Here is a 19,814-nt window from a genome sequence, read left to right on the forward strand (position 1 = left end):
GGGGGTTCTCCGGAACTCCGGCCCGACAAGCGATGTCGGACCGGCGGTAACCCGGCAGGAGCCGTGCTCGCAGTATCGGCGGGCGCGCCGACGGGCCGCATCTGACACACGACCTGCGCCGGACAGGGAACGCGGACCCCTCGATGATCGTCATGACCAGTGACGCGGGCATTGTGCACGAGCGCGGACGCTCGGGCATCAGTCGCACGACTGGTGAACTGACGAAGGGAGCCCCGATCTCATGGTCCTGGGGCGGGAGCGGGAACGGAACGAGCTGGCTGCCCTGCTCGACGACGCGCGCGAGGGGCTCAGCCGTGCCCTGGTCGTGCGCGGACCGGCGGGCATCGGCAAGAGCACGCTCCTCGACGACCTGGTGGACGCCGCGCAGCCGGATGTACGGGTGCTGCGCGCGGTCGGCGTCGAGAGCGAGGTCGAGCTGCCCTTCGCCGGGCTGCACCAGGTGCTGCGGCCGCTGCTGCCCGGTCTGGACCGGCTCCCGGCGCCGCAGGCCGGGGCGCTGCGCGCGGTGTTCGGCCTGGAGACCACCTCGGCCGACCGGTTCCTGGTGGCCCTGGCCGTGCTGACGCTGCTGTCGGACGCCTGCGAGGAGGCCCCGGCTCTGGTGCTCGTCGACGACGCGCACTGGCTGGACCCGGCGTCCGCCGAGGCCCTCGTCTTCGTGGCCCGGCGGCTCGAGGCGGAGGGCCTGGCCATGGTCTTCGCCATACGCACCGGCGCCGGGCGCTTCGACGCGCCCGGCGTCCCCGACCTGCACCTCGGGCCGCTGCCCGGCGAAGTGGCCGAACAGCTGCTGGAGCGCTCGGCACCGGAGGCGGTCCGCTCGGTGCGGCTGCGGTTGCTGAGCGAGGCGGGCGGCAACCCCCTCGCCCTGCGCGAACTGCCCGCCGCCCTGGACCCCGACCAGCTCAGCGGCAGCGCCGCGCTCCCCGAGTGCCTCCCGCTCAACGACCGGCTGCAGCAGATCTACCACAGCCGCCGGGCGGAACTCCCGGCCCGGTACAGCGATGTGCTCCTGCTCGCGGCGGTCGAGAACGACGGGGATCTCGCCGCGATCCTCCGCGCCGGAGGCGACCCGGACGCCGCGATCGCCGGGCTGTCCGCCGCGGCCGCGGCCGGGCTGATCGACCTCGGCGAGCAGCGGGTGCTCTTCACCCACCCGCTGATCCGCTCCGCCACCTACCAGGCGGCCTCCCTCACCGAACGCCGCGCCGCGCACCTCGCGCTGGCCCACGCCATGGACGAGGAGGACGAACGGCGGGTCTGGCACCTGGCGGCGGCCACCATCGGTACGGACGACACGGTCGCCGGCCTGATGGCCACGCTCGCCGACCGCTCCCGCCGGGCCGGCGGGGCGACCACCGCCAGCCGCGCGCTGCGCCGCGCCGCCGCTCTCGCCTCCTCGCCCCGGGTCCGGGCCCGGTGGCTGATCGACGCCGCCGAGTGCGCCTGGACCGCCGCGGAACCCTCACAGGCCACGGCCCTGCTCGACGAAGCGGAATCCCTGACCTCGACCCCGGAGCTACGGGCCCGCTCCGCCCAGGTGCGCGGAGCCATCACCCATGCCAGCAGCGACCCGGCCATCGCCTGCCGCACGCTGATGGACGGGGCCCGCCTCGTCCTGGAGAGCGACGCGCTGCTCGCCGGGGAGATGCTGGTGATGGCCGCCCGCTCCGCGTGGGTGGCGAACACCCCGCGCCAACTGGGCGAGATAGCCGCGCTCCTCGACCGCAGCGACCGCGCCACCAGCGGAGTGAGCGACCACTTCATGGCACAGCTGCGCTGGCTGCGCAGTCTCGCACCGGAGCAGACGCCGATCGCCGTCCCGTGGAGCCACACCCCCCAGGCGTCCGCCGCCCGGGTCCCGGCGTGGCTGTCCTCCACGGACCCCAAACCCTGGGTGTGGCCCCCGGTCTTCCTGCCGCACATGATGGGCGACACCGCCACCACGCTCGACGCCTACCAACGCGCCGTCGACACCCTGCGCAGGAACGGCGCGGTGGGCGCCCTGCCGATGTCCGTCGCCCCGCTCGTCGCGCTGCAGCTCATCACCGGCCAGTGGACCGTGGCCATGGCGAACGGGGCGGAGGCGCTGTTCCTCGCCGACGAGACCGGCCAGCTCGGGGCGGCTTCCCATCTGCGCGCCATGCTTGCCTGGATCGCCGCCGCCCGCGGCGACAGCGAGCGCTGCCGGGAGCTCGCCGCGGAATCCCTGGCGATCTCCGTGCCGCGGCGCATCGCCTCCTCGATCGCCGTCTCGCACTGGGCACTCGGGCTCAACGCCCTCGCCGAGCGCAAGGCCCCCACCGCGGCCCGGCTGCTGCGCGAGGTCGTCACCCCCGGCGCCCCCGCCGAGCACTTCATGATGGGCTGGCTCGTCCTGCCGGACCTCGTCGAGGCGTCCCTGCGCGCCGGACAGGTGGAGGAGGCACGCCGGGCGCTCAAGGAGTTCGAGTGCCAGGCGATCCCCGCGCGGCTGCCGGAACTCCGGGCGACGTGGCTGCGGTGCCGTGCCCTCCTCGCGCCGGACGACGAGGCGGACGCCCTGTTCGGCGCGGCCCTGGACGCCCCCGCCGCGTCGGCCTTCGACACCGGCCGCACCCATCTGCTGTACGGGGAGTGGCTGCGCCGCGTGCGCCGCATCAAGGACGCCCGGGAGCACCTGCACCAGGCGGTGTCCTCCTTCTCCCTGGTCGGGGCCGAGCCGTGGGCGGACACGGCACGGCACGAACTGCGCGCGGCCGGCGAGCTGTTGGAGGAACCCGGCACCGACACGGGCGAGGCGTGGAGCGCGCTGACGCCCCGCGAGCGGCAGATCGTCCGCCTCGTCGCCCAGGGCATGAGCAACAGCGACATCGCGGCGCAACTGTTCCTCAGCCCGCGCACCGTGGGGTACCACCTGTACAAGGTGTTCCCCAAGCTCGGTCTGACCTCGCGCAGTCAGCTGCACGGGCGGAGCGTGCCACCCGGCGGGCGGGCCGTCGGCGGGGCGCTGTGACCAACACCGCGTTCCCGCTCGCGCAGATGTTCGCCCAGGCGGGGGGATCATGTGGGTCGGAGCCCACCAGGGGGGTGCGCTCCGACCGATAGAGGGGACTGCGTACGTTCATGTCACGACACCGAATACCCACGCCTGCCCGCGGAGCCCTGTCCGCCGCCCTGGCCGTGGGAGTGCTCGTGCCGCCGGTCGTCGGCGCGGCGCCGGCCGCCGCCGCGACACCTCGGGTGAGCTGCACCTCGGACAAGGACGGGCTCGCCGCCAAGCTCTCCAAGGACATCACCGCGGCACTGAGCGGCCGGTCCGCCACCACCGCGGTCTCCCTGCGCGACCAGGGGACGAACACCGTCTGCACCCTGCGCGACGCCGACCGGTTCGACTCCGCGAGCACGGTGAAGGTGACCGTCCTCGCCGCCCTGCTGTGGGACGCGAAGAAGACGGAACGACGGCTGACCGAGCGCGAGTCCGGCCTCGCCACGGCGATGATCACCAAGTCCGACAACGACGCCACGAGCGCGCTGTGGAAGCAGCTCGGGGCGAGCAAGGTCAAGGCGTTCCTCAAGGCCGCGGGCATGAGCCGGACCGTGCCCGGCGATGGCGGCTACTGGGGACTCACCCAGATCACCGCGGGTGACGAGCAGAAGCTGATGGGCCATCTGGTGCCGCGCCCCGGCCAGAAGTCGGTGCTGAGCGAGGCCGCGCGCGCGTACATCCTCAAGCTGATGGGGATGGTCATACCGTCCCAGCGCTGGGGCACCTCGGCCGGAGCGCCGAGTACGGTGAAGATCCAGGTGAAGAACGGCTGGCTGTCCCGCGCGACGCACGGCTGGCGCGTCCACAGCCTCGGGGCCTTCACCGGCGGCGGTCGCAACTACACCATGACGGTGCTCACGCACGACAACCGCACCATGGACGACGGCGTCGCCACGATCCAGGCCGTCGCCAAGGCGATCCACAAGAACCTCAACCCGGCCACGCTCAAGGCGTCCGGCACCTACGCCCCGACCGGCAGCCCGCAGGAGATCATGCCGCCGCTGCCGCGCGGCTAGGGCCTGCACCCGCCACCGGATCCCATCGATCAGTTGCCGCCTGCCGCCTGCCGCCTGCCGGGGAGCCGCTCTCCCCGGCAACCGGCAGCAGCCGTTCCGACAGGTCCGTCAGGCGCTCGTGAGGACGACGAGTCGCTGGGTCGCCCGGGTCATCGCGACATAGCGGTCGACCGCTCCTTCGACGCCCTTGCCGAACTCCTCCGGGTCGACGAGGACGACCAGGTCGAACTCGAGCCCCTTCGACAACTCCGGCGTCAGCGACTGCACGCGGGACGTCGCCCGGAACGTCGGATCGCCGATGACGCAGGCGATCCCCTCGTGATGTGCCGCGAGCCAGCTGTCGAGGATCGAGTCCAGCTCCGTGACCGATCCGTGGACGACGGGGATGCCGCTGCTGCGGATCGAGGTCGGCACATTGGCGTCCGGGAGCGCGGCCCGGATGACCGGCGCGGCCTCCGTCATGACCTCTTCCGGCGTCCGGTAGTTGACGCTCAGGGAGGCCACCTCGATCCGGTCGAGCCCGACCCGCTCCAGCCGTTCCCGCCACGACTCCGTGAACCCGTGCCGGGCCTGGGCGCGGTCACCGACGATGGTGAAGCTCCGGGACGGGCAGCGCAGCAGCAGCATCTGCCACTCGGCGTCGGTCAGCTCCTGGGCCTCGTCCACGATGATGTGGGCGAACGGGCCGGCGAGCAGGTCCGGTTCGGCGCCGGGCAGTGCGCTGTCGTCGATCAGGGTGTCCTGCATGTCCCGTCCGTGCAGCATCCCCAACGCGCCTTCGCTCTCGTCGATCACGACGTTCTGCAGCAGGCTGTCCATGGCCTCGGCCCTGCGCGCACGTTCGGCGGCGACGGTGGCTTCGTGCCGACGCCTGCGCACCGACGCCTCCGGGTCGCCGAGCCGCTGCCGTGCCGCGTCCAGGAGCGGCAGGTCGGACACCGTCCAGGCCTGGGCTTCCTCGCGCCGCAGTTTACGGACGTCATCGGGGCTGAGCCAGGGAGCGCACTTGCGCAGGTAGGCGGGCACCGTCCACAGGTCTCCGACGAGGTCGGTCGCCTCCAGGATCGGCCACGCGCGGTTGAGGGTCCCGATCAGCTCCCTGTTCTGGAGCAGCGACCTGCGGAGCAGTTGGGGCGAGACCTCGTCGTCCTCGTACTCGTCCGTGTGCTTGTCCATGAGGATCGTGAGCAGTTCCTCGCGGATCTGGTCGCGTGCCTCGTTGTGCGGGGTGCCGGGTTCCACGGCTGCGAACGCCGCGGCCCAGTCGTCGGCGCTCAGCCAGACTTCGGACCAGTGGGTCGAGACCGTCATTCCCTTGGTGGGCGGCTCCTCGTAGATGCCGACGGCCGGCTCGATCGCCTTCACCATGTCCGCGGACGACTTCAGACGGGCCACGTCCGGGTCGGCCTCGACCGCTGCCCCGGCCCCCTCGGCGACGAGGTCCCGCAGGACGCAGGTCTGCACGCCCTCCTCGCCGAGGCTGGGCAGGACGTCGGCGACGTAGGTCAGGTAGGGCCGGCTCGGGCCGACGAACAGCACACCGCCCCGACGGTGACCGAGACGAGGGTCGGAGTAGAGGAGGTGGGCGGCGCGGTGCAGGGCGACGACGGTCTTGCCCGTACCCGGACCACCGTCGACGACCAGGGTGCCGCGGGATCCCGCCCGGATGACGGCGTCCTGGTCGGACTGGATGGTGGAGAGCACGTCGCGCATCCGGGCCGACCGGTTGCTGCCCAGGCTGGCGATGAAGGCGGACTGGTCGTCGAGCGCGGCGTGCCCCTCGAGCCCGTCGGCGGTGAACACCTCGTCCCAGTAGTCGCTGATCCGGCCGCGGGTCCAGCGGTACCTGCGGCGGCTCTCCAGCCCCATCGGGTTGGCGTGCGTCGCCGCGAAGAACGGCTCGGCCGCGGGGGAGCGCCAGTCGAGCAGCAGCCGGCGCCCCGTGCTGTCGGTGAGGCCGAGGCGTCCGATGTACACGGGCTCGGGACGGTCCGTACCGACGAAGTGTCCCAGGCACAGGTCCAGACCGAAGCGACGCAAGGTGCGCAGGCGACCGGTCAGGCGGTGGATCTCCGCGTCCCGGTCCATCGCCTCCCGGCCGATGCCGCCGGGCGCCTTGCGCGTGGCCTCGAGGCGGTCGGACAGTTCGGCGATGGCCTGCTCGAGGCTCTCCGAGATGGCCGCGAAATGCTGCTCGTCGCCGTCGATCAGTGCCGGGTCGGCCTTGGGGGAGAGGCGGTCGGGAAGGTCGAACGCGCTGGTGGTCAGAGAGTTCATGTCGTCAGCTCCGATCCGAGGTCGCTGCCGCGACGGCCGACGGCGCGCACACCCGTATCCCGGTGCCGAGTGCCCGCACCCGCCGTGCGCGTCCCACCGACTCGACGTCACCGCACGACCTGTAAACCGACAACAACACACGCACTTGGTGAATCTCCCATTTCTGCGATTTCTGGCCTAGGCCCGGGATTCTGCCCCACGACCGGGGCCTTGCCGCAAGCCCCCCAGTGCGCTATAAGTTAAAAGTGGCAAGGAGTGGGTAATCCTCCTTGCCTTCGTCACTCGTCAGTGACCATCTCCCTCGCCCCCCGCCGTCGGCGGCACCGCGCGCGACACCCACTCGGGCACGGCCGGCAGAAACGCCGCGCCGCGGGCCGGGAATCCCGGGCACACGCACCCGGAAAAAGATGTTGATCACCATGAGCCCCCCGTGGTTGGCTTCGGCGTCATGGCGCGGTGGCAGGCCGACGGGCCGTCAGGCCGCCGCCGAGGAACACGGGAATGACACCGACCATGACCCTGAAGATCACGACGGCCGCGCAACGCCCCGAACTCCTGGAGCCGCTCTGGGCGATGCCCGACACCTGGCCCGAGTACGTGCAGAACGACCCCATCGGCTGGGCCCACTTCGCGCGCATCCCCGCCGTCTTCCCCGACTTCGTCCTCATCGCCACCGGCGACGACGGCGAGGTGGTCGCCCGTGCCTTCAGCGTTCCCTTCGCTCTGAACGTGGCCGGCCGCCACGGCCTGCCGGCCGCCGGGTGGGACCAGACACTGCTGTGGGCGTTCTCCGACCACCGCAAATCCGTACGTCCCGACACCGTCAGCGCCGTCGACATCACGATCCGGCCCGACCACCACGGCCGAGGCCTGTCGGCGACCATGCTCGCCGCGCTCCGCGACAACGCCGGCGCCGCGGGCTTCGCCGAACTCGTCGCCCCCGTACGGCCCACCGGCAAGAGCAGTCATCCGCGGCTGCCGATGGCCGAGTACGTGGCGCTCACCCGCCCCGACGGGCTGCCCGTCGACCCGTGGCTGCGCACCCATGTCCGCGCCGGTGGTGTCATCGACTCCATCGCCCCCACCTCGATGACCGTCCCCGGCACCCTCGCCCAGTGGCGCACCTGGACCGGGCTGCCCTTCGACACCCAGGGTCCCGTCGACGTCCCCGGCGCCCTCACGCCCGTGCACTGCGAACCCGACCACGACTACGCCGTCAGCGTCGAACCCAACGTCTGGGTACGGCACAGCCTGGTCTGACCCCGGCCGTCAGCGCCCGCCCGCCACCCGATCGAGGTCCTCGGCCGCCCGCGCGAGGGCCTCGCGGCAGGCCCGCACAGCCGGATGCCGGCTGCTGCCGCCGCGCACCACCGTGAACAGCCTGCGCGACCGGTGGCCGCCGGGGAGCTCCAGCAGGGGCACGGTCGGCTTCCGCCCGCACCACAGCAGGTCGGGGAGGAGGGCGGCCGCGTGCCCCTGCTCGACGAGCCGCAGATGCAGCAGCATGTCCGTGGATTCGTACCGCACGTCGGGCTCCCAACCGGCGTCGCGGCACAGGGCCGTCGCCCACCGGCGGGCCGGTGTGCCCTCCGGCTCCATGACCCAGGGCCGGTCGCCCGGGGCACCCTCCCCGGCCCCGACGGGGAGAGCCAGGCGCAGGGTGTCCTGGACCAGGTCGACCTCCTCGAGTTCGGGGTGGCGCGGGTGCGGGTGGCCCGGGTACTCCTCCGCGACCACCAGATCGAAGTCCCGTGCGCGCAGCGCCGGCAGCGCCGACTCCGGCTCGGCCTCGGTGACGTGCACCCGCAGGGCGGGGTGCGCGGCGCGCAGCAGGGTCAGCGCCGGCGGGATCAGGGTCAGCGCCGCGGTCTGGAACGCCGCCAGGCGCAGTGTGCCGGTGATGCCGGTGATGCCGGTCAGCGAGCCGGCCACCTCGGCCTGGGCCTGGTCGAGCCGTTCCAGCACGGCCTCGGTGTGGGCGACCAGGATCTCGGCCTGCTCGGTGAGCCGTACCCGCCGGCCGACGGGCTCCAGGAGCGGCACGCCGACCTCCTTCTCCAGGACCGACAGCTGCTGGGAGACCGACGAGGGGCTGTAGGAGAGCGCCGTGGCGACGGCGGCGAGGGTGCCCCGGTGCTTGAGCTCACGCAGCAGCCGGAGCCGGTGGAGGTCGAACATGGCTGATCGGGACCCTCTCGCTGACGTTCGGTTTTTCCGATGATTATCGATCGGAAAGCTTCGCTCGACCGATGGACGGCGGTCAGGGCACCGTAGCGTTCATGCACAGCGACACCTCTCCCCGCCCTGCCCTCCACCCGGCCGGCCGCCGGGGCACCCGCCCCGGACCCCACCCCGACGCCGCGTGGTACGCGCGCCCCGCCGCCCGCTCCTGGACGTGCCGGCCCGCAGGTCACGCGGGCCCCGCCGTCCACGGCTTCCACGCCTCCCTTCCGGGGTACGCCCCGACCCCCTTGACCGAAGTCCCCGCGCTCGCGGCGGAACTCGGCGTGGGACGCCTCTTCGTCAAGGACGAGTCGGCCCGTCTGGGGCTGCCCGCCTTCAAGGTGCTGGGCGCCTCGTGGGCGGTCCACCGGGCGGTGTGCGAATACCTCGGCCGACCGGCTCCCGCCACGCTCGACGCGCTGCGGGCACACCTCGCGGGTGGATCCCCGGTACGGCTGCTGACCGCGACCGACGGGAACCACGGCCGAGCCGTGGCACACCTCGCGCGGCTGCTCGGGCTGTCGGCCCGGATCTTCGTTCCCGACGGGGTGCACACCACCGCCGTGGCCGCCATCGCCGCCGAGGGCGCCGAGGTGGTCCGGGTGTCCGGCGGCTACGACGCCGCCGTGCTGCGGGCCCGCGAGAGCGCGGCGGGCCCGGCGGACATCGTCGTCCAGGACACCGCGTGGCCGGGCTACGAACGGATCCCCGGCTGGGTGGTCGAGGGGTACTCCACCTTGTTCGCCGAAGTGGACGAGCAACTGCGCGCGGCCTCCGCCGGGCCGCTCGGCGTGCTCGCCGTCCCCGTCGGGGTGGGCTCGCTCGCCCAGGCCGCCGTCGTCCACCACCGGTCCGGGCCCGCGGCCGGCGGCCGGGCACCGGCCCTGCTGACGGTCGAACCCGACACCGCCGCCGGACTGCTGGAAAGTCTCACCGCGGGAGCCCTCCGCACGGTGCCGACCGGCACCACGATCATGGCGGGGCTCAACTGCGGGACGCCGTCGTCCCTCGCCTGGCCGTATCTGCTCCGCGGTGTGGACGCGGCGATCGCCGTCGACGACGCCGCCACCGCCCGCGCCGTCCGGGACCTCGGTGACCTGGGCGTCCCGGCCGGCCCCTGCGGGGCGGCCTCCCTGGCCGGGCTGCGCGCCGCCCTCACCGGCGACGGCGCGGGCGCGCGCCGGGCGGCCCTGGCCGCCGACCGCGACAGCACGGTCGTCCTGCTGAGCACCGAGGGCAAGGACGCCAACCAGCACTGACGGCGAAGAGCCCGGCCGTCCGGCAGGACCTGCCGGGGCGGTGCCGCCATAGGGGCCCGCCCCGGCGCCTACGCCCCTTCGGCGGGCAGGGGAGCGCCGTGCCACTGCCAGGGAGGGGTGACGCGCGGCAGACCGGGCAGCTCGGCCCGGCCGGTCGCCCACAGCAGGGTGCGCCAGCGATCGGTGTCCACCGGAGCGTCGGGGAACAGCCGGGCCAGCACCCGGCCGCACAGATCGGCCGGCGGGTTCCAGGTGACGCCCAGGCCCTCGGCGATGTCGTGCGTGTGCAGCAAGGTCTCCACGACGCCCATGGCGGCGAAGCCCTCCGGGTCCGCGATGCCGTAGGAGTGGTACGCGCGGACCTCGGGGGGCGTCGTCCGCACCATGGCCACCAGCAGGGCGCCGGTGGCCTCCAGCACCCGCAGCAGCCCGGCGGGGCCGGCGGCGGGATCGGCGACGATCACATTGGCCGGGGCGCCCGGCCGCTGCCGGGTCCACAGGAACGGCACCTCGCCGTCCAACGGCGGTGCCTCGGGCCCCAACTGGGCGGCATAGGCGAACAGATCGTCGCTGAGGTGCTCGACCGTCTCCCAGCAGTCCCAGTCCAGGGAGCCGGCCTTGGCCTTCCAGTCGGCGCCGGGCGCGCCGCTCAACGCGGTCACCGCCAACCGGACGGCCAGGCGGACATCGTCCGCGGTGACGGGCTCTCGTGAGTGACCATGCGTTTCCGACATGGCGCGACCGTACCAACCCGTACCCACAGCGACTGACAATTTTTCGACGAGCGGTTGTTCGGGTCGAGGGTGTCGGGGTGGCACCTCAGCGGTCGAACGGGCCGTTCGGGTAGCGGGGTTCCGCCGACTGCCCCTCCCGCCGCGCGCCGTCGCCACCACTGCCGGAGCGTGGCGCCCATGCGGTCAGCGCGCCTCACACCCGGCCCGCGGGCCACGGCAGCGCCGGAGCACCACGCACCCGGCGCGAAACCCCTGCCATGGCTCGCGGGTCTCGCCGCCGTCCACACCCTCGCCCAGCTGGTCCTCGTCATACCCGGCCTCGGCCTCGGGTGGGACGAGACGGTGTACCTCAGCCAGGTCAGCCCGCAGGCTCCCGCCGCCTTCTTCAGCGCGCCCCGCGCCCGGGGCATCACCTTCCTCGTCGCGCCCGTGGCCGCGCTGACGACCTCCACCGCCGTCCTCCGCGGCTATCTGGCCCTCGCCTCCGGTGGCGGGCTGTTGTTGTCGCTGTGGGTCTGGCGGCGGCTGCTCCCGCTGCCGGTCCTCGTGTCGGCGGGGGTGGTGTTCAGCGGGCTGTGGATCACCCTCCTCTACGGGCCGCAGGTCATGCCCAACCTCTGGGTCGCCTATGGTGCGCTCCTCGCCACGGGCTGCTTCCTGCGCGCCGTACGCGCATCCGACGGACGGGCCGACCGGCGCGCGCTCTTCGGTCTGGCCGCCGGGGTCGCCTTCACCGCCCTCATGCGGCCCGGTGACGCGATGGCACTCATGGTGACGCTCGCCGCGGCGGCCCTGTGCGTACGGCCCTGGCGACGGCCGGCGGTCCTGCTCGCCCTCGTCGCCGGCGCCGGCCTCGGCAGCGCGGAATGGATCGTCGAGGCGTACCTCCGCTACGGCGACCTCGCCGCACGTGTGCACCGCGCCGGGGAGATCCAGGGCGGCATCACCGCCCATCTCGCCGTCGGCGACCAACTGCGCGCCCTGGAGGGGCGCACGCTGTGCCGCCCGTGCGACGTGCCGTGGCGCCACCCGGTGACCGGGTTCTGGTGGCTCGCCGTCCTGCCGCTCACCGCGGGCGGGCTGCTGGTCGCCGCCCGCACCCGCCGCCTGGCCGTGCTCCTCCTGCCGGCCCTCGTCGGCCTGGCCCTCGCCGTCCCGTACCAGTTCATCGACTACGCCGCACCCAGGTTCCTGCTCCCGGCCTATGCGCTGCTGTCCCTGCCCGTCGCCCTCTGCCTGCTCGGCATGGCGACCGCCGCGCGACCGCGCGCACTCGCCGCCGCGGCGCTCGCCCTCGCCCTGTCCGCGCACTTCGCGGTCCAGTACGTCGTCCTGCACCGGGCCGTCTCCCGCGGCCACGCCATCCGCGAGGGCGTGGACGGCGTCGCGGCGCAGTTGCGTCGCCAGGGCGTACGCGCGCCGTGCCTCGTCACCGGTGCCGAGGCGGTACGGGTCGCCTTCCGGATGGGATGCGCGTCCCGCCAGATCGGGGGCCACGACGGCAGCATCACCCTGCCGGAACTCCTGGCCGCGGCCGAGCGGCGGCCGGTGGTGCTGCTGGTGGGCGGCGGCCGGGCGGTGCCCGCGTACGCCCGTGACTGGCGGGTCCAGCCCCTGCCGCGACTGCCCGGGCTGGCCGGCTACCGCGCCTGCCTGTCGCCCCGGCCCGTGGGACCGGGCTACCGCGACGGGCAGGCGCGGTAGATCGACTGGTAGCGCGTCCGGACCGGGCTTACATTCGGTTGAGTGGGCCGAAAGGTCCACCGACCCTGTCGTGAGGCACGATGCGCCATGACGTCCTCTCAGCCGATGGCGGCGAACGACCCGGGCCGGTTGCGGGCCGGGGCCTCGAAGCAGGGCGGCGGAAACGGGATCGCGCTTCTCGTCATCGCCTCCTGTCAGCTGATGGTGGTCCTGGACATCACCATCGTGAACATCGCGCTGCCGCACATCCAGAGCTCGCTGCACTTCTCCACCACGAGCCTGTCCTGGGTGATCAACGCCTATACGCTCACCTTCGGCGGTCTGTTGCTCCTCGGCGGCCGGGCCGGTGACATCCTCGGCCGCCGTCGGGTGTTCATCTCCGGCGTTCTGCTGTTCGTGCTCGCGTCCCTGCTCGGCGGTCTGGCGCAGAACTCCGGTCAGCTCCTCGCCGCCCGTGCCCTCCAGGGGGTGGGCGGTGCCATCGCCTCGCCGACCGCGCTCGCGCTGATCACCACCACGTTCACCGAAGGCCCGGCCCGCAACCGGGCGTTCGGCGTCTTCGCGGCGGTCTCCGCCGGAGGCGGTGCGATCGGCCTGCTGGCGGGCGGGATGCTCGTCGAATGGCTGGACTGGCGCTGGGTCCTGTACGTCAATGTGCCGATCGGGCTCGCCATCGCCCTCGCCACGCCCCGGCACATCAAGGAATCCGAGCGCCATCCGGGCCGGTTCGACTTGATGGGGGCGCTGACCTCCACCCTCGGTATGGCCCTGCTCGTCTACGGCTTCATCCGGGCGGCGCAGGACGGCTGGCGTGATGCGATCACGCTGGCGTCGTTCGGCGCGGCGGTGGTGCTGCTCGTGGTGTTCATCCTGACCGAACGGCGCTCGAAGCAACCGATCACCCCGCTGAAGATGTTCGCCGACCGCAACCGCGCGGGCACCTACGGGATCATGCTGAGCCTCGCCGCCGCGATCTTCGGCATGTTCTTCTTCCTCACGCTCTTCGTGCAGAACGTGCTGGGCTTCAGCCCGCTCCTGGCCGGACTGGCCTTCCTGCCCGTCAGCGCCGTCATCGCGGTGGGTGCGGGAGTGGCCTCCCAACTGCTGCCGAAGTACGGTCCGAAGCCCTTCATGGTGATCGGCGCGATCCTGGCCGCGGCCGGGCTGTCCTGGCTGACGCTGACGGACATCCACTCCACGTATCTGGGCAGCGTCCTCGGACCCATGCTCGTCTTCAGCCTCGGCATGGGCATGGAGTTCGTCTCGCTGACGCTGATGGCCGTCTCCGGAGTGCCGACCCATGAGACGGGTGCGGCATCGGGCCTGCTCAACGCCACCCAGCAGGTGGGCGGCTCGCTGGGGCTGTCCATCCTCGTCACGGTCTTCGGCACGGCCAGCCGCAACGAGGCGAAGGACCAGGTGCCGCAGTTCCTCGCCCAGGCCACTCCGGCGGAGCGCGTGCGTTTCGAGCAGACCGGCCAGCTCCCACCGCCCTGGGCCGACCAGGTGCTCACCTCGGGAGTCTCGGCCGCCTTCGTCGCCGCGGCGGCGTTCACGGTGGTCGCCACGGTGATCGCGCTGCTGGCCATCCAGGTGCGCCCGTCCGACCTGGAGAACCTCCAGGGCAAGCCCGGCGCCGCCGCGGTGGCGGCCCCGGAACCGGCCGGCGCGTTCGCCGCCGCCGACGCGACCGATGGTCCCGCCACCGCACCCGCAGGCGGAGGGACCGTCACGAAGGCACCCCGCCGATCGTCCGGCCGCTGGTGGTACGTCGCCGCGGGCGCCGTCACCGCCGCCGTGACCGCGCTGTTCGCCTTCCTCAACGCCCGGCGCAAAAACGGTCCGACACGTTAGGGCGAGACGCGTACGCCTGCTGCACGGGCACACCCCGGGTGGATTTCGCCGCCCGGGGATCCGTCAGGGGTCTCTCGGGGTCGGGTCAGGGCCTTCCCCCGATGCCGGAACGATCATGCTTGGGGAGACTCGGTCAGGTGAGTCGGCGTCATGGACGCCGCTCACCCCCGATCGAGCCTCCCTGGAGAGCAGCATGAGCAGTTCCACGCCCCGTAGGACACGGCTGTCCGCCCTCGCCCTGTCCGCCCTCGCGGTCGCCGCCACCGTGGGCGGCGTCGTCACCGGGCCCGCCCACGCCGCGTCACCGGCGGACACGCCGGCTTCCGCGCACGCGGTGCGAGCCCCCTTGGACGCCAAGGCCCTGCGGGAGGCGATCACCATCCGGCCCGGCGACCAGGCGGCCGGCGCCGTGGCATGGGTCCACAAGTCCGGGCACGAGTGGAGCGGCGCGTCGGGGGACGTCCACACCGGCAAGCGGATATCCGACACGGCCCACTTCAGAATCGGCAGCATCTCCAAGACCTTCGAAGCGGTGGTGTTGCTGCAGCTCTCGGCCGAGGGCCGGGTGGACCTCGACGGGACGGTCCAGCACTACCTCCCGGGGCTGCTGCCGGAGACCTTCCAGCCGATCACCGTCCGCCAACTGCTCAATCACACCAGCGGCCTGCCGAGCGACTTCGAGGGCGCACCGGCACGGACCGGCGACGAGCAGATCGCCACCCGCTTCGACTACTACACCTTCGACCGGGTCATCCAGGGCACCCTGCGCCCCGAGGGAAGGGCCTGGCCCGGCCCGCACTTCGCGCCCGGCACCCGGCAGGAGTACAACTCCTTCGGCTACCGCGTCGCCGGAAAGCTCATCGAACAGCTCACCGGCCACTCCTTGAAGCACGAGATCACCGACCGCGTCCTGACGCCGCTGCGGATGCGGCACACCTCTGTTCCGGCGGGCAACACAGCGGTACCCCGCCCCTATCTGCCCGGCTACCTGCCCACCAGCAAGGGCGAACTCGTCGACGTCAACGAGCAGGGCGGCAACCCCTCTCAGATGATCTCCACGACCGCCGACCTCGACCGCTTCATGACCGCCCTCTTCACGGGCCGACTGCTGCGCCCCGCCCAGAGCGCCGAGCTGCGCGCCCTTCCCCGCGACGCGGACGGCAAGCTCCTGCCGTACGCCAACGGTTCCAACTGCAACATCGGACGCGACAAGGGATCCGCCTGCTTCAGCGTCGCCCTGATGTCCTTCCCGCTGCCCGACGGCACGCTCCTGTGGGGCAAGACCGGGCACGACTACGGATACGCGAGCGGTGTCTTCGCCTCTCCCGACCTGAGCCGCCGTGCCGTCTACGCCGTGGGCACCGACTCCTTCGGTGACGGTGCGGCACCCAGGATCTCGGGCCGGCTGGCGGCCGCCGCGTTCGGCTCGGACGGATAGGGCGACCTCCCCGCGGGCCGACGGACCGGCCTGCGCACCGGCCTCGGCCGGGGGGGCGGCCGCGGCGCCTCAGGCCGGCTCCGCCGCCCGGGCGCCCTGCCGCGTGCCCACGAGGCGGCAGCCGAGATAGATCACGAAGGAGAGCGTCGTGACGTACGGGCTGATGGGGACCGTGCTGCCGAGGGCGAGCAGGATCCCTCCCTCCATCGACACCAGCGCGAAGACGACGCTCAGCACGGGCAACAGCACGGGGGAGGCCGTGACCCGCGCGGCGGCGGCCGCCGGTGTGACGAGCAGTGCCAGAACCAGCAGCGCCCCGATGATCTGGACGCACAAAGCGACGGCGAGCCCGAGGACCAGCATGAAGGCGAGGGACAGGGCCCGTGCGGGGACGCCCCGGGCCGCCGCGACCTCCGGGTCGACGCTCGCGAACGTCAGCGGCTTCCACATGATCGCGAGAGCGACGAGCGTCACGGCCGAGGTGCCGAGGAGCCAGGACATCCGAGGGGTGTCGACGGCGACGATCTGGCCGGTCAGGATGCCGAACTTGTTCGCCGCCCGGCCCTTGTAGAGGGACAGGAAGAGCACACCCAGCCCGAGGCCGAACGGCATGATGATGCCGATGACCGAGTTGCGGTCGCGGGCGCGGACGCCCAGCACCCCGATCGCGCCCGCCGCCAGCAGGGAACCGGCGATCGCCCCGGCCACGATGTTCAGTTCCAGGAACAGCGCCACCGAAGCCCCGGCGAAGGACAGCTCGCTGATCCCGTGCACGGCGAACGGCAGATCGCGCATGATCACGAACACCCCGACCAGACCGCCGACCAGGCCGATGACGGCCCCGGCGAGCAGCGTGTCGTGGACCAGCCCGAGCAACTCGCCGTAGTCGTCGAAGTCGAAGACCTGCCGCGGGACCCCGCCGCTCGCCCCGCCGACGGCCGGGTCACCGTGCCCGCTCACGGCGGCCCGTCGCCGTGCGGGCCGCCCCGGTGCTCCGCCGCGGGTCCGTCGGGCTGCCCGTCGGAGTGGCTGTGCGCGGTGCCGTCGGCGCCTTCGTCAGGTGCCCCGACCACGACGACGCGGCCCCGGACCCGGACGACGTCGACCTGCGTGCCGTACAGCCGCGACAGGGACGCCGAGGTCATCACCTTCTCCGGCGGCCCGATCCGGAACCCGCCCCGCGCCAGGTACAGCACCCGGTCCACCATCCCCAGCACCGGGTTGATCTCGTGCGTCACGAAGACCACGGCGGTGTCCGCGGAACGGCGCCGCCGGTCCACCAGCTCGGTGACCGAGCGCTGGTGGTGCGGGTCGAGGGAGAGCAACGGCTCGTCGCAGAGCAGGATCCGCGGGTCGGTGACGAGCGCCTGCGCGATACGGACCCTTTGTTGCTCGCCGCCCGAGAGCCTGCCGACCGGAACGTCCGCGTACGCCGTGGCCCCGACCATCGCCAATGCCTCGTCCACCCGGCGGCGGCCCGCGGCGCCCGCCCGCCCCGGCCCCCAGCGGTGGCCGTCCAGGCCGAGCCGCACCAGGTCGCGTGCCCGCAGGACGGTGTACCCGGGCAGGGACTTCTGCTGGGGCACGTAACCGATGTCGCTGCTGCCGCGGTCGGGGGCGTGGCCGAGCACCGACAGCGTCCCCGCGGTGAGCCGCTGTCGGCCCAGGAGCACCCGCAGCAGACTGGTCTTGCCGGAGCCGTTCGGGCCCAGCACCGCCAGGAACTCCCCGGGCCGCACATCGAGGTCCAGATCGCGCCACAGCACCCGGTCGCCGTAGGACAGCGCCGCGCCCCGCAGACTGATCACCGGCGCGGCCGTCCCCGCACCCTCTGCCGGGGATGTTCCCCGGGAAGAGAGCGGTGCGGTCGTCTCCGCGCGGTCCATCACTTCTCCAGTGCCCGCCGGAGCGCGTCGACGTTGGCCTTCATCCAGCCGACGTAGTCCTTGCCCGGCGGGAGCGTCTCGGTCACGGCGACCACCGGGATCCCGTTGTCCTCGGCGGCCCGCTTCACCTTCTCCGTCTGCGGACCGGCGGTCTGCTCGTTGTACACCAGCGCCCTCACCCGCTTTCCGGTGAGCAGGTCGAGGGTCTCCCGCAGGCTGCCGGGGGAGACCTCGGTGCCTTCCTCGACGGCTTCGGCGAAGTCCGCGGGCGTCATGTTCCGCAGACCGCCCGCCTCCGTCAGGTACAGCGGCACCGCCTCGGTGACCGCGACCGCGGCACCCCCGTGATCCGCCTTGATCCGCGCCTCCTCGGCCTGGAGGGACGTCAGCTTCCCCTGGAACTCCTCGGCGTTGCGACGGAAGGCCGACGCGTCGGCGGGGGCTGCCTTGGCCAGTGCCCCCGCGATCCGGTCGGCCAGCTTTCCCATGGCGGGGAAGTCGTACCAGAGGTGCTCGTTGAGCTCCTGGCCCGCCGCCGGTGTCTTTCCCGAGACCCGTACGGCGTTCACGACCTCCGCCGAGGAGTTCTTCGTGCCGCGCAGCATCCTGCCGACGAAGTCGTCGTAACCGCCGCCGTTCTCGACCACGACCCGCGCACGGGAGAGCGCCAGCTGGTTCTGGGTACCGGCCTCGTAGGAGTGCGGGTCCTGTGCCGGGTCGTCGATGATCGGGACGACCTCGACCCGGTCGTCGCCGATCTGCCGCACGATGTCCCCGTACACATTCGTCGAGGCGACCACGGGGACGGTGCCCGACCGGCGGGGAGCGGACGATCCGTCGCCGGACGAACCGCTCTCGCAGCCGACCAGCGCCGTGCACGCGGCCACGAGGAGAGCCGGGCCACGGGCCGAGGGCGCCTTCATGCGCGGCCTCCCGGTCGGACGATCGAAGCGAAGAGGAAACGGTTGTCACGTCATTGTCGCTCCGGGGGCCGTGCTCTTCCACCGGAGCGGCGCGGCGCGGCAGACCGGCAGCGGGTGGTCACGCGCTGCTCCGCCAGCCGTACCGGCTGGTGCGCACCCGGCGTCGGATCCCGGCGAGCAACGGATACCTGTCCTGCTGCTCGCGGGAACGGCGGTCGAGCTCCTCCACCAGCCGCCGGGACCGCTCCTCCACGTCCAGCTCGTCCAGGATCCGGTCGATCTCGGTCAGGATCGCGCCGTGCAGCTGCCACTGACGGGGGTGTTCCAGGACACGCACCAGAAGGAGGTCGGCGGCCCGGTCGCGGCTGGCGCGGCCCGCCGCGAGCTCGCTGACCAGCCTGTCCTCCGCGTCCTCGGCATTGGTGCTCACCTGCGTGGTGATCAGCACGGCGAAGCTCTCGACGGCGAGGGCGAGGTGGGTGAACACCTCCTGCAGCGCACTCGCCACCTCCTCCTCGAACAAGGGCTCGTCCGTCCGCTCCTTGGCGAGGTCGGTCAGGGTCCGGCACGTCACCCGCAGGACGACGGCGGCGATCTCCAGGGCGTCGAGGCCGGTCCGCAGCACCACCCGGAAGAGCTGCCCCTCCTTGACCCGGGGGTTGAGCCGCAGACTGTCCTCGGCCTGCCTGAGCTCGGCGTCCACCTCGACGATGTCGTGGTCCAGCCGACGGGCCTCGTAGAGCCTGGCCGCGGCCTCCTCGACCGTCGTACGGCCGTCGACCTCCTCGCCGATGCGCCGCAGCAGACGGCCCATCCGGCGCGACAGGTGCTCGATGGCCTCGCTGGCCGGCTGCACCCACACCGGAGGGGCGAAGAAGACGTTGAACAACAGACCCACGATCGCGCCGATCAGCGTCTCCAGCACCCGGTCCCACGCGCTCTCCGCCACCCGGGTGACCCCGAGGACGAGCATCGCGCTGATCGCCACCTCGGGAACGAATTCCCCCGCCCGCACAAAGCGCCCGATGACCAGGGAGGCGAGGATGATCAGCCCCAGGCTCCACCAGGTGAGGCCCACCATGGTGGAGAAGCCGATGGCGATGAACACCCCCACCACCACGGAGTTCACTCTGCGGATGCTGGTGGTCAGGGTGGAGTAGAGGGTGACCTGGACGACGAGCAGGGCGGTCAGGGGCGCCGTCAGCGGCACGGGCTCGCTGCTCAGCCACAGTGCCACCACGTAGGCGATCACCGCGGCAGTGGTGGAACGCAGGGTCTGGGCGACCGCGGGTTCTCTGCCGCGCCGGACGAGGCTCGTCAGGGGATCGGGGAGCTCGGGCACTCTGTGCCTGTTCCCTCTCAGCCGCACCACAGACACCGTCTGACGCCGCGCCACCCGGGTGGCTCCGCGTTCGGCGCGGTCCGGACACGGGTTCTCACACACGGGTTCT

At 72.6% G+C, this 19,814-nt stretch carries 14 protein-coding genes; 7 read left to right on the top strand and 7 right to left on the bottom strand.

All coding sequences use genetic code 11. The features are described 5' to 3' along the window. Positions 1-241 precede the first annotated feature (241 nt). Together FHS38_RS07400 and FHS38_RS07405 are read left to right on the top strand one after the other, a co-directional pair. A complete protein-coding gene (locus FHS38_RS07400) occupies positions 242-3,016 on the top strand; it encodes a helix-turn-helix transcriptional regulator (protein ID WP_184732025.1) in 2,775 nt (924 codons plus the stop codon). A 110-nt stretch (positions 3,017-3,126) separates the two neighbouring features. Further along, entirely contained in the window at positions 3,127-4,065 is a 939-nt protein-coding gene (locus FHS38_RS07405; RefSeq protein WP_184732027.1) for a serine hydrolase, read from the top strand. 108 nt (positions 4,066-4,173) lie between these two features. Here the strand turns inward: FHS38_RS07405 and helR are convergent, their stop codons facing one another. Then, positions 4,174-6,342, bottom strand: coding sequence for an RNA polymerase recycling motor ATPase HelR (helR, locus tag FHS38_RS07410; RefSeq protein ID WP_184732029.1), 2,169 nt, complete (start codon positions 6,340-6,342; stop codon positions 4,174-4,176). Between the two features lie 513 nt (positions 6,343-6,855). Between helR and FHS38_RS07415 the strand changes: the two genes are divergently transcribed. Beyond that, on the top strand, positions 6,856-7,602 hold the full coding sequence (locus FHS38_RS07415; protein ID WP_184732243.1) for a putative GNAT family N-acetyltransferase: 747 nt from the start codon (positions 6,856-6,858) through the stop codon (positions 7,600-7,602). A 9-nt stretch (positions 7,603-7,611) separates the two neighbouring features. On the opposite strand, the gene FHS38_RS07420 is transcribed toward FHS38_RS07415, so the two are convergent. Beyond that, a complete protein-coding gene (locus tag FHS38_RS07420; RefSeq protein ID WP_184732031.1) occupies positions 7,612-8,520 on the bottom strand; it encodes a LysR substrate-binding domain-containing protein in 909 nt (302 codons plus the stop codon). 101 nt (positions 8,521-8,621) lie between these two features. Between FHS38_RS07420 and FHS38_RS07425 the strand changes: the two genes are divergently transcribed. Further along, on the top strand, positions 8,622-9,824 hold the full coding sequence (locus FHS38_RS07425; RefSeq protein ID WP_184732033.1) for a diaminopropionate ammonia-lyase: 1,203 nt from the start codon (positions 8,622-8,624) through the stop codon (positions 9,822-9,824). Between the two features lie 68 nt (positions 9,825-9,892). On the opposite strand, the gene FHS38_RS07430 is transcribed toward FHS38_RS07425, so the two are convergent. Next, positions 9,893-10,558 (bottom strand): hypothetical protein, encoded by a 666-nt coding sequence (locus FHS38_RS07430; protein WP_184732035.1) that lies wholly within the window; start codon positions 10,556-10,558, stop codon positions 9,893-9,895. Between the two features lie 177 nt (positions 10,559-10,735). Here FHS38_RS07430 and FHS38_RS07435 point away from each other — a divergent pair, with 177 nt between their 5' ends. The 3 genes from FHS38_RS07435 to FHS38_RS07445 all read left to right on the top strand — a co-directional run bounded on the left by FHS38_RS07435 (position 10,736) and on the right by FHS38_RS07445 (position 15,554). Further along, positions 10,736-12,262, top strand: coding sequence for a hypothetical protein (locus FHS38_RS07435; RefSeq protein ID WP_229822758.1), 1,527 nt, complete (start codon positions 10,736-10,738; stop codon positions 12,260-12,262). A gap of 105 nt (positions 12,263-12,367) precedes the next feature. After that, positions 12,368-14,116 carry an MFS transporter gene (locus FHS38_RS07440; RefSeq protein ID WP_373301851.1) on the top strand — a complete coding sequence of 583 codons (1,749 nt, stop codon included), beginning with the start codon at positions 12,368-12,370 and terminating at the stop codon, positions 14,114-14,116. 193 nt (positions 14,117-14,309) lie between these two features. Continuing rightward, positions 14,310-15,554, top strand: a complete 1,245-nt coding sequence (locus FHS38_RS07445; protein ID WP_184732037.1) for a serine hydrolase domain-containing protein — start codon at positions 14,310-14,312, stop codon at positions 15,552-15,554. Between the two features lie 69 nt (positions 15,555-15,623). Here the strand turns inward: FHS38_RS07445 and FHS38_RS07450 are convergent, their stop codons facing one another. The 4 genes from FHS38_RS07450 to FHS38_RS07465 form a co-directional block, all read right to left on the bottom strand. Next, a complete protein-coding gene (locus tag FHS38_RS07450) occupies positions 15,624-16,514 on the bottom strand; it encodes a metal ABC transporter permease (RefSeq protein WP_184732039.1) in 891 nt (296 codons plus the stop codon). Further along, positions 16,511-17,440, bottom strand: coding sequence for a metal ABC transporter ATP-binding protein (locus FHS38_RS07455; protein WP_184732041.1), 930 nt, complete (start codon positions 17,438-17,440; stop codon positions 16,511-16,513). Before FHS38_RS07455 ends, FHS38_RS07450 begins: the two co-directional genes overlap by 4 nt. Next, a complete protein-coding gene (locus tag FHS38_RS07460; protein ID WP_184732043.1) occupies positions 17,440-18,363 on the bottom strand; it encodes a metal ABC transporter solute-binding protein, Zn/Mn family in 924 nt (307 codons plus the stop codon). Before FHS38_RS07460 ends, FHS38_RS07455 begins: the two co-directional genes overlap by 1 nt. Positions 18,364-18,481: 118 nt before the next feature. Continuing rightward, positions 18,482-19,705 carry an aromatic acid exporter family protein gene (locus FHS38_RS07465; protein WP_184732044.1) on the bottom strand — a complete coding sequence of 408 codons (1,224 nt, stop codon included), beginning with the start codon at positions 19,703-19,705 and terminating at the stop codon, positions 18,482-18,484. Positions 19,706-19,814 lie beyond the last annotated feature (109 nt).

It is taken from the genome of Streptomyces netropsis (genome assembly GCF_014203545.1).
GTDB classification, from domain to species: domain Bacteria; phylum Actinomycetota; class Actinomycetes; order Streptomycetales; family Streptomycetaceae; genus Streptomyces; species Streptomyces netropsis.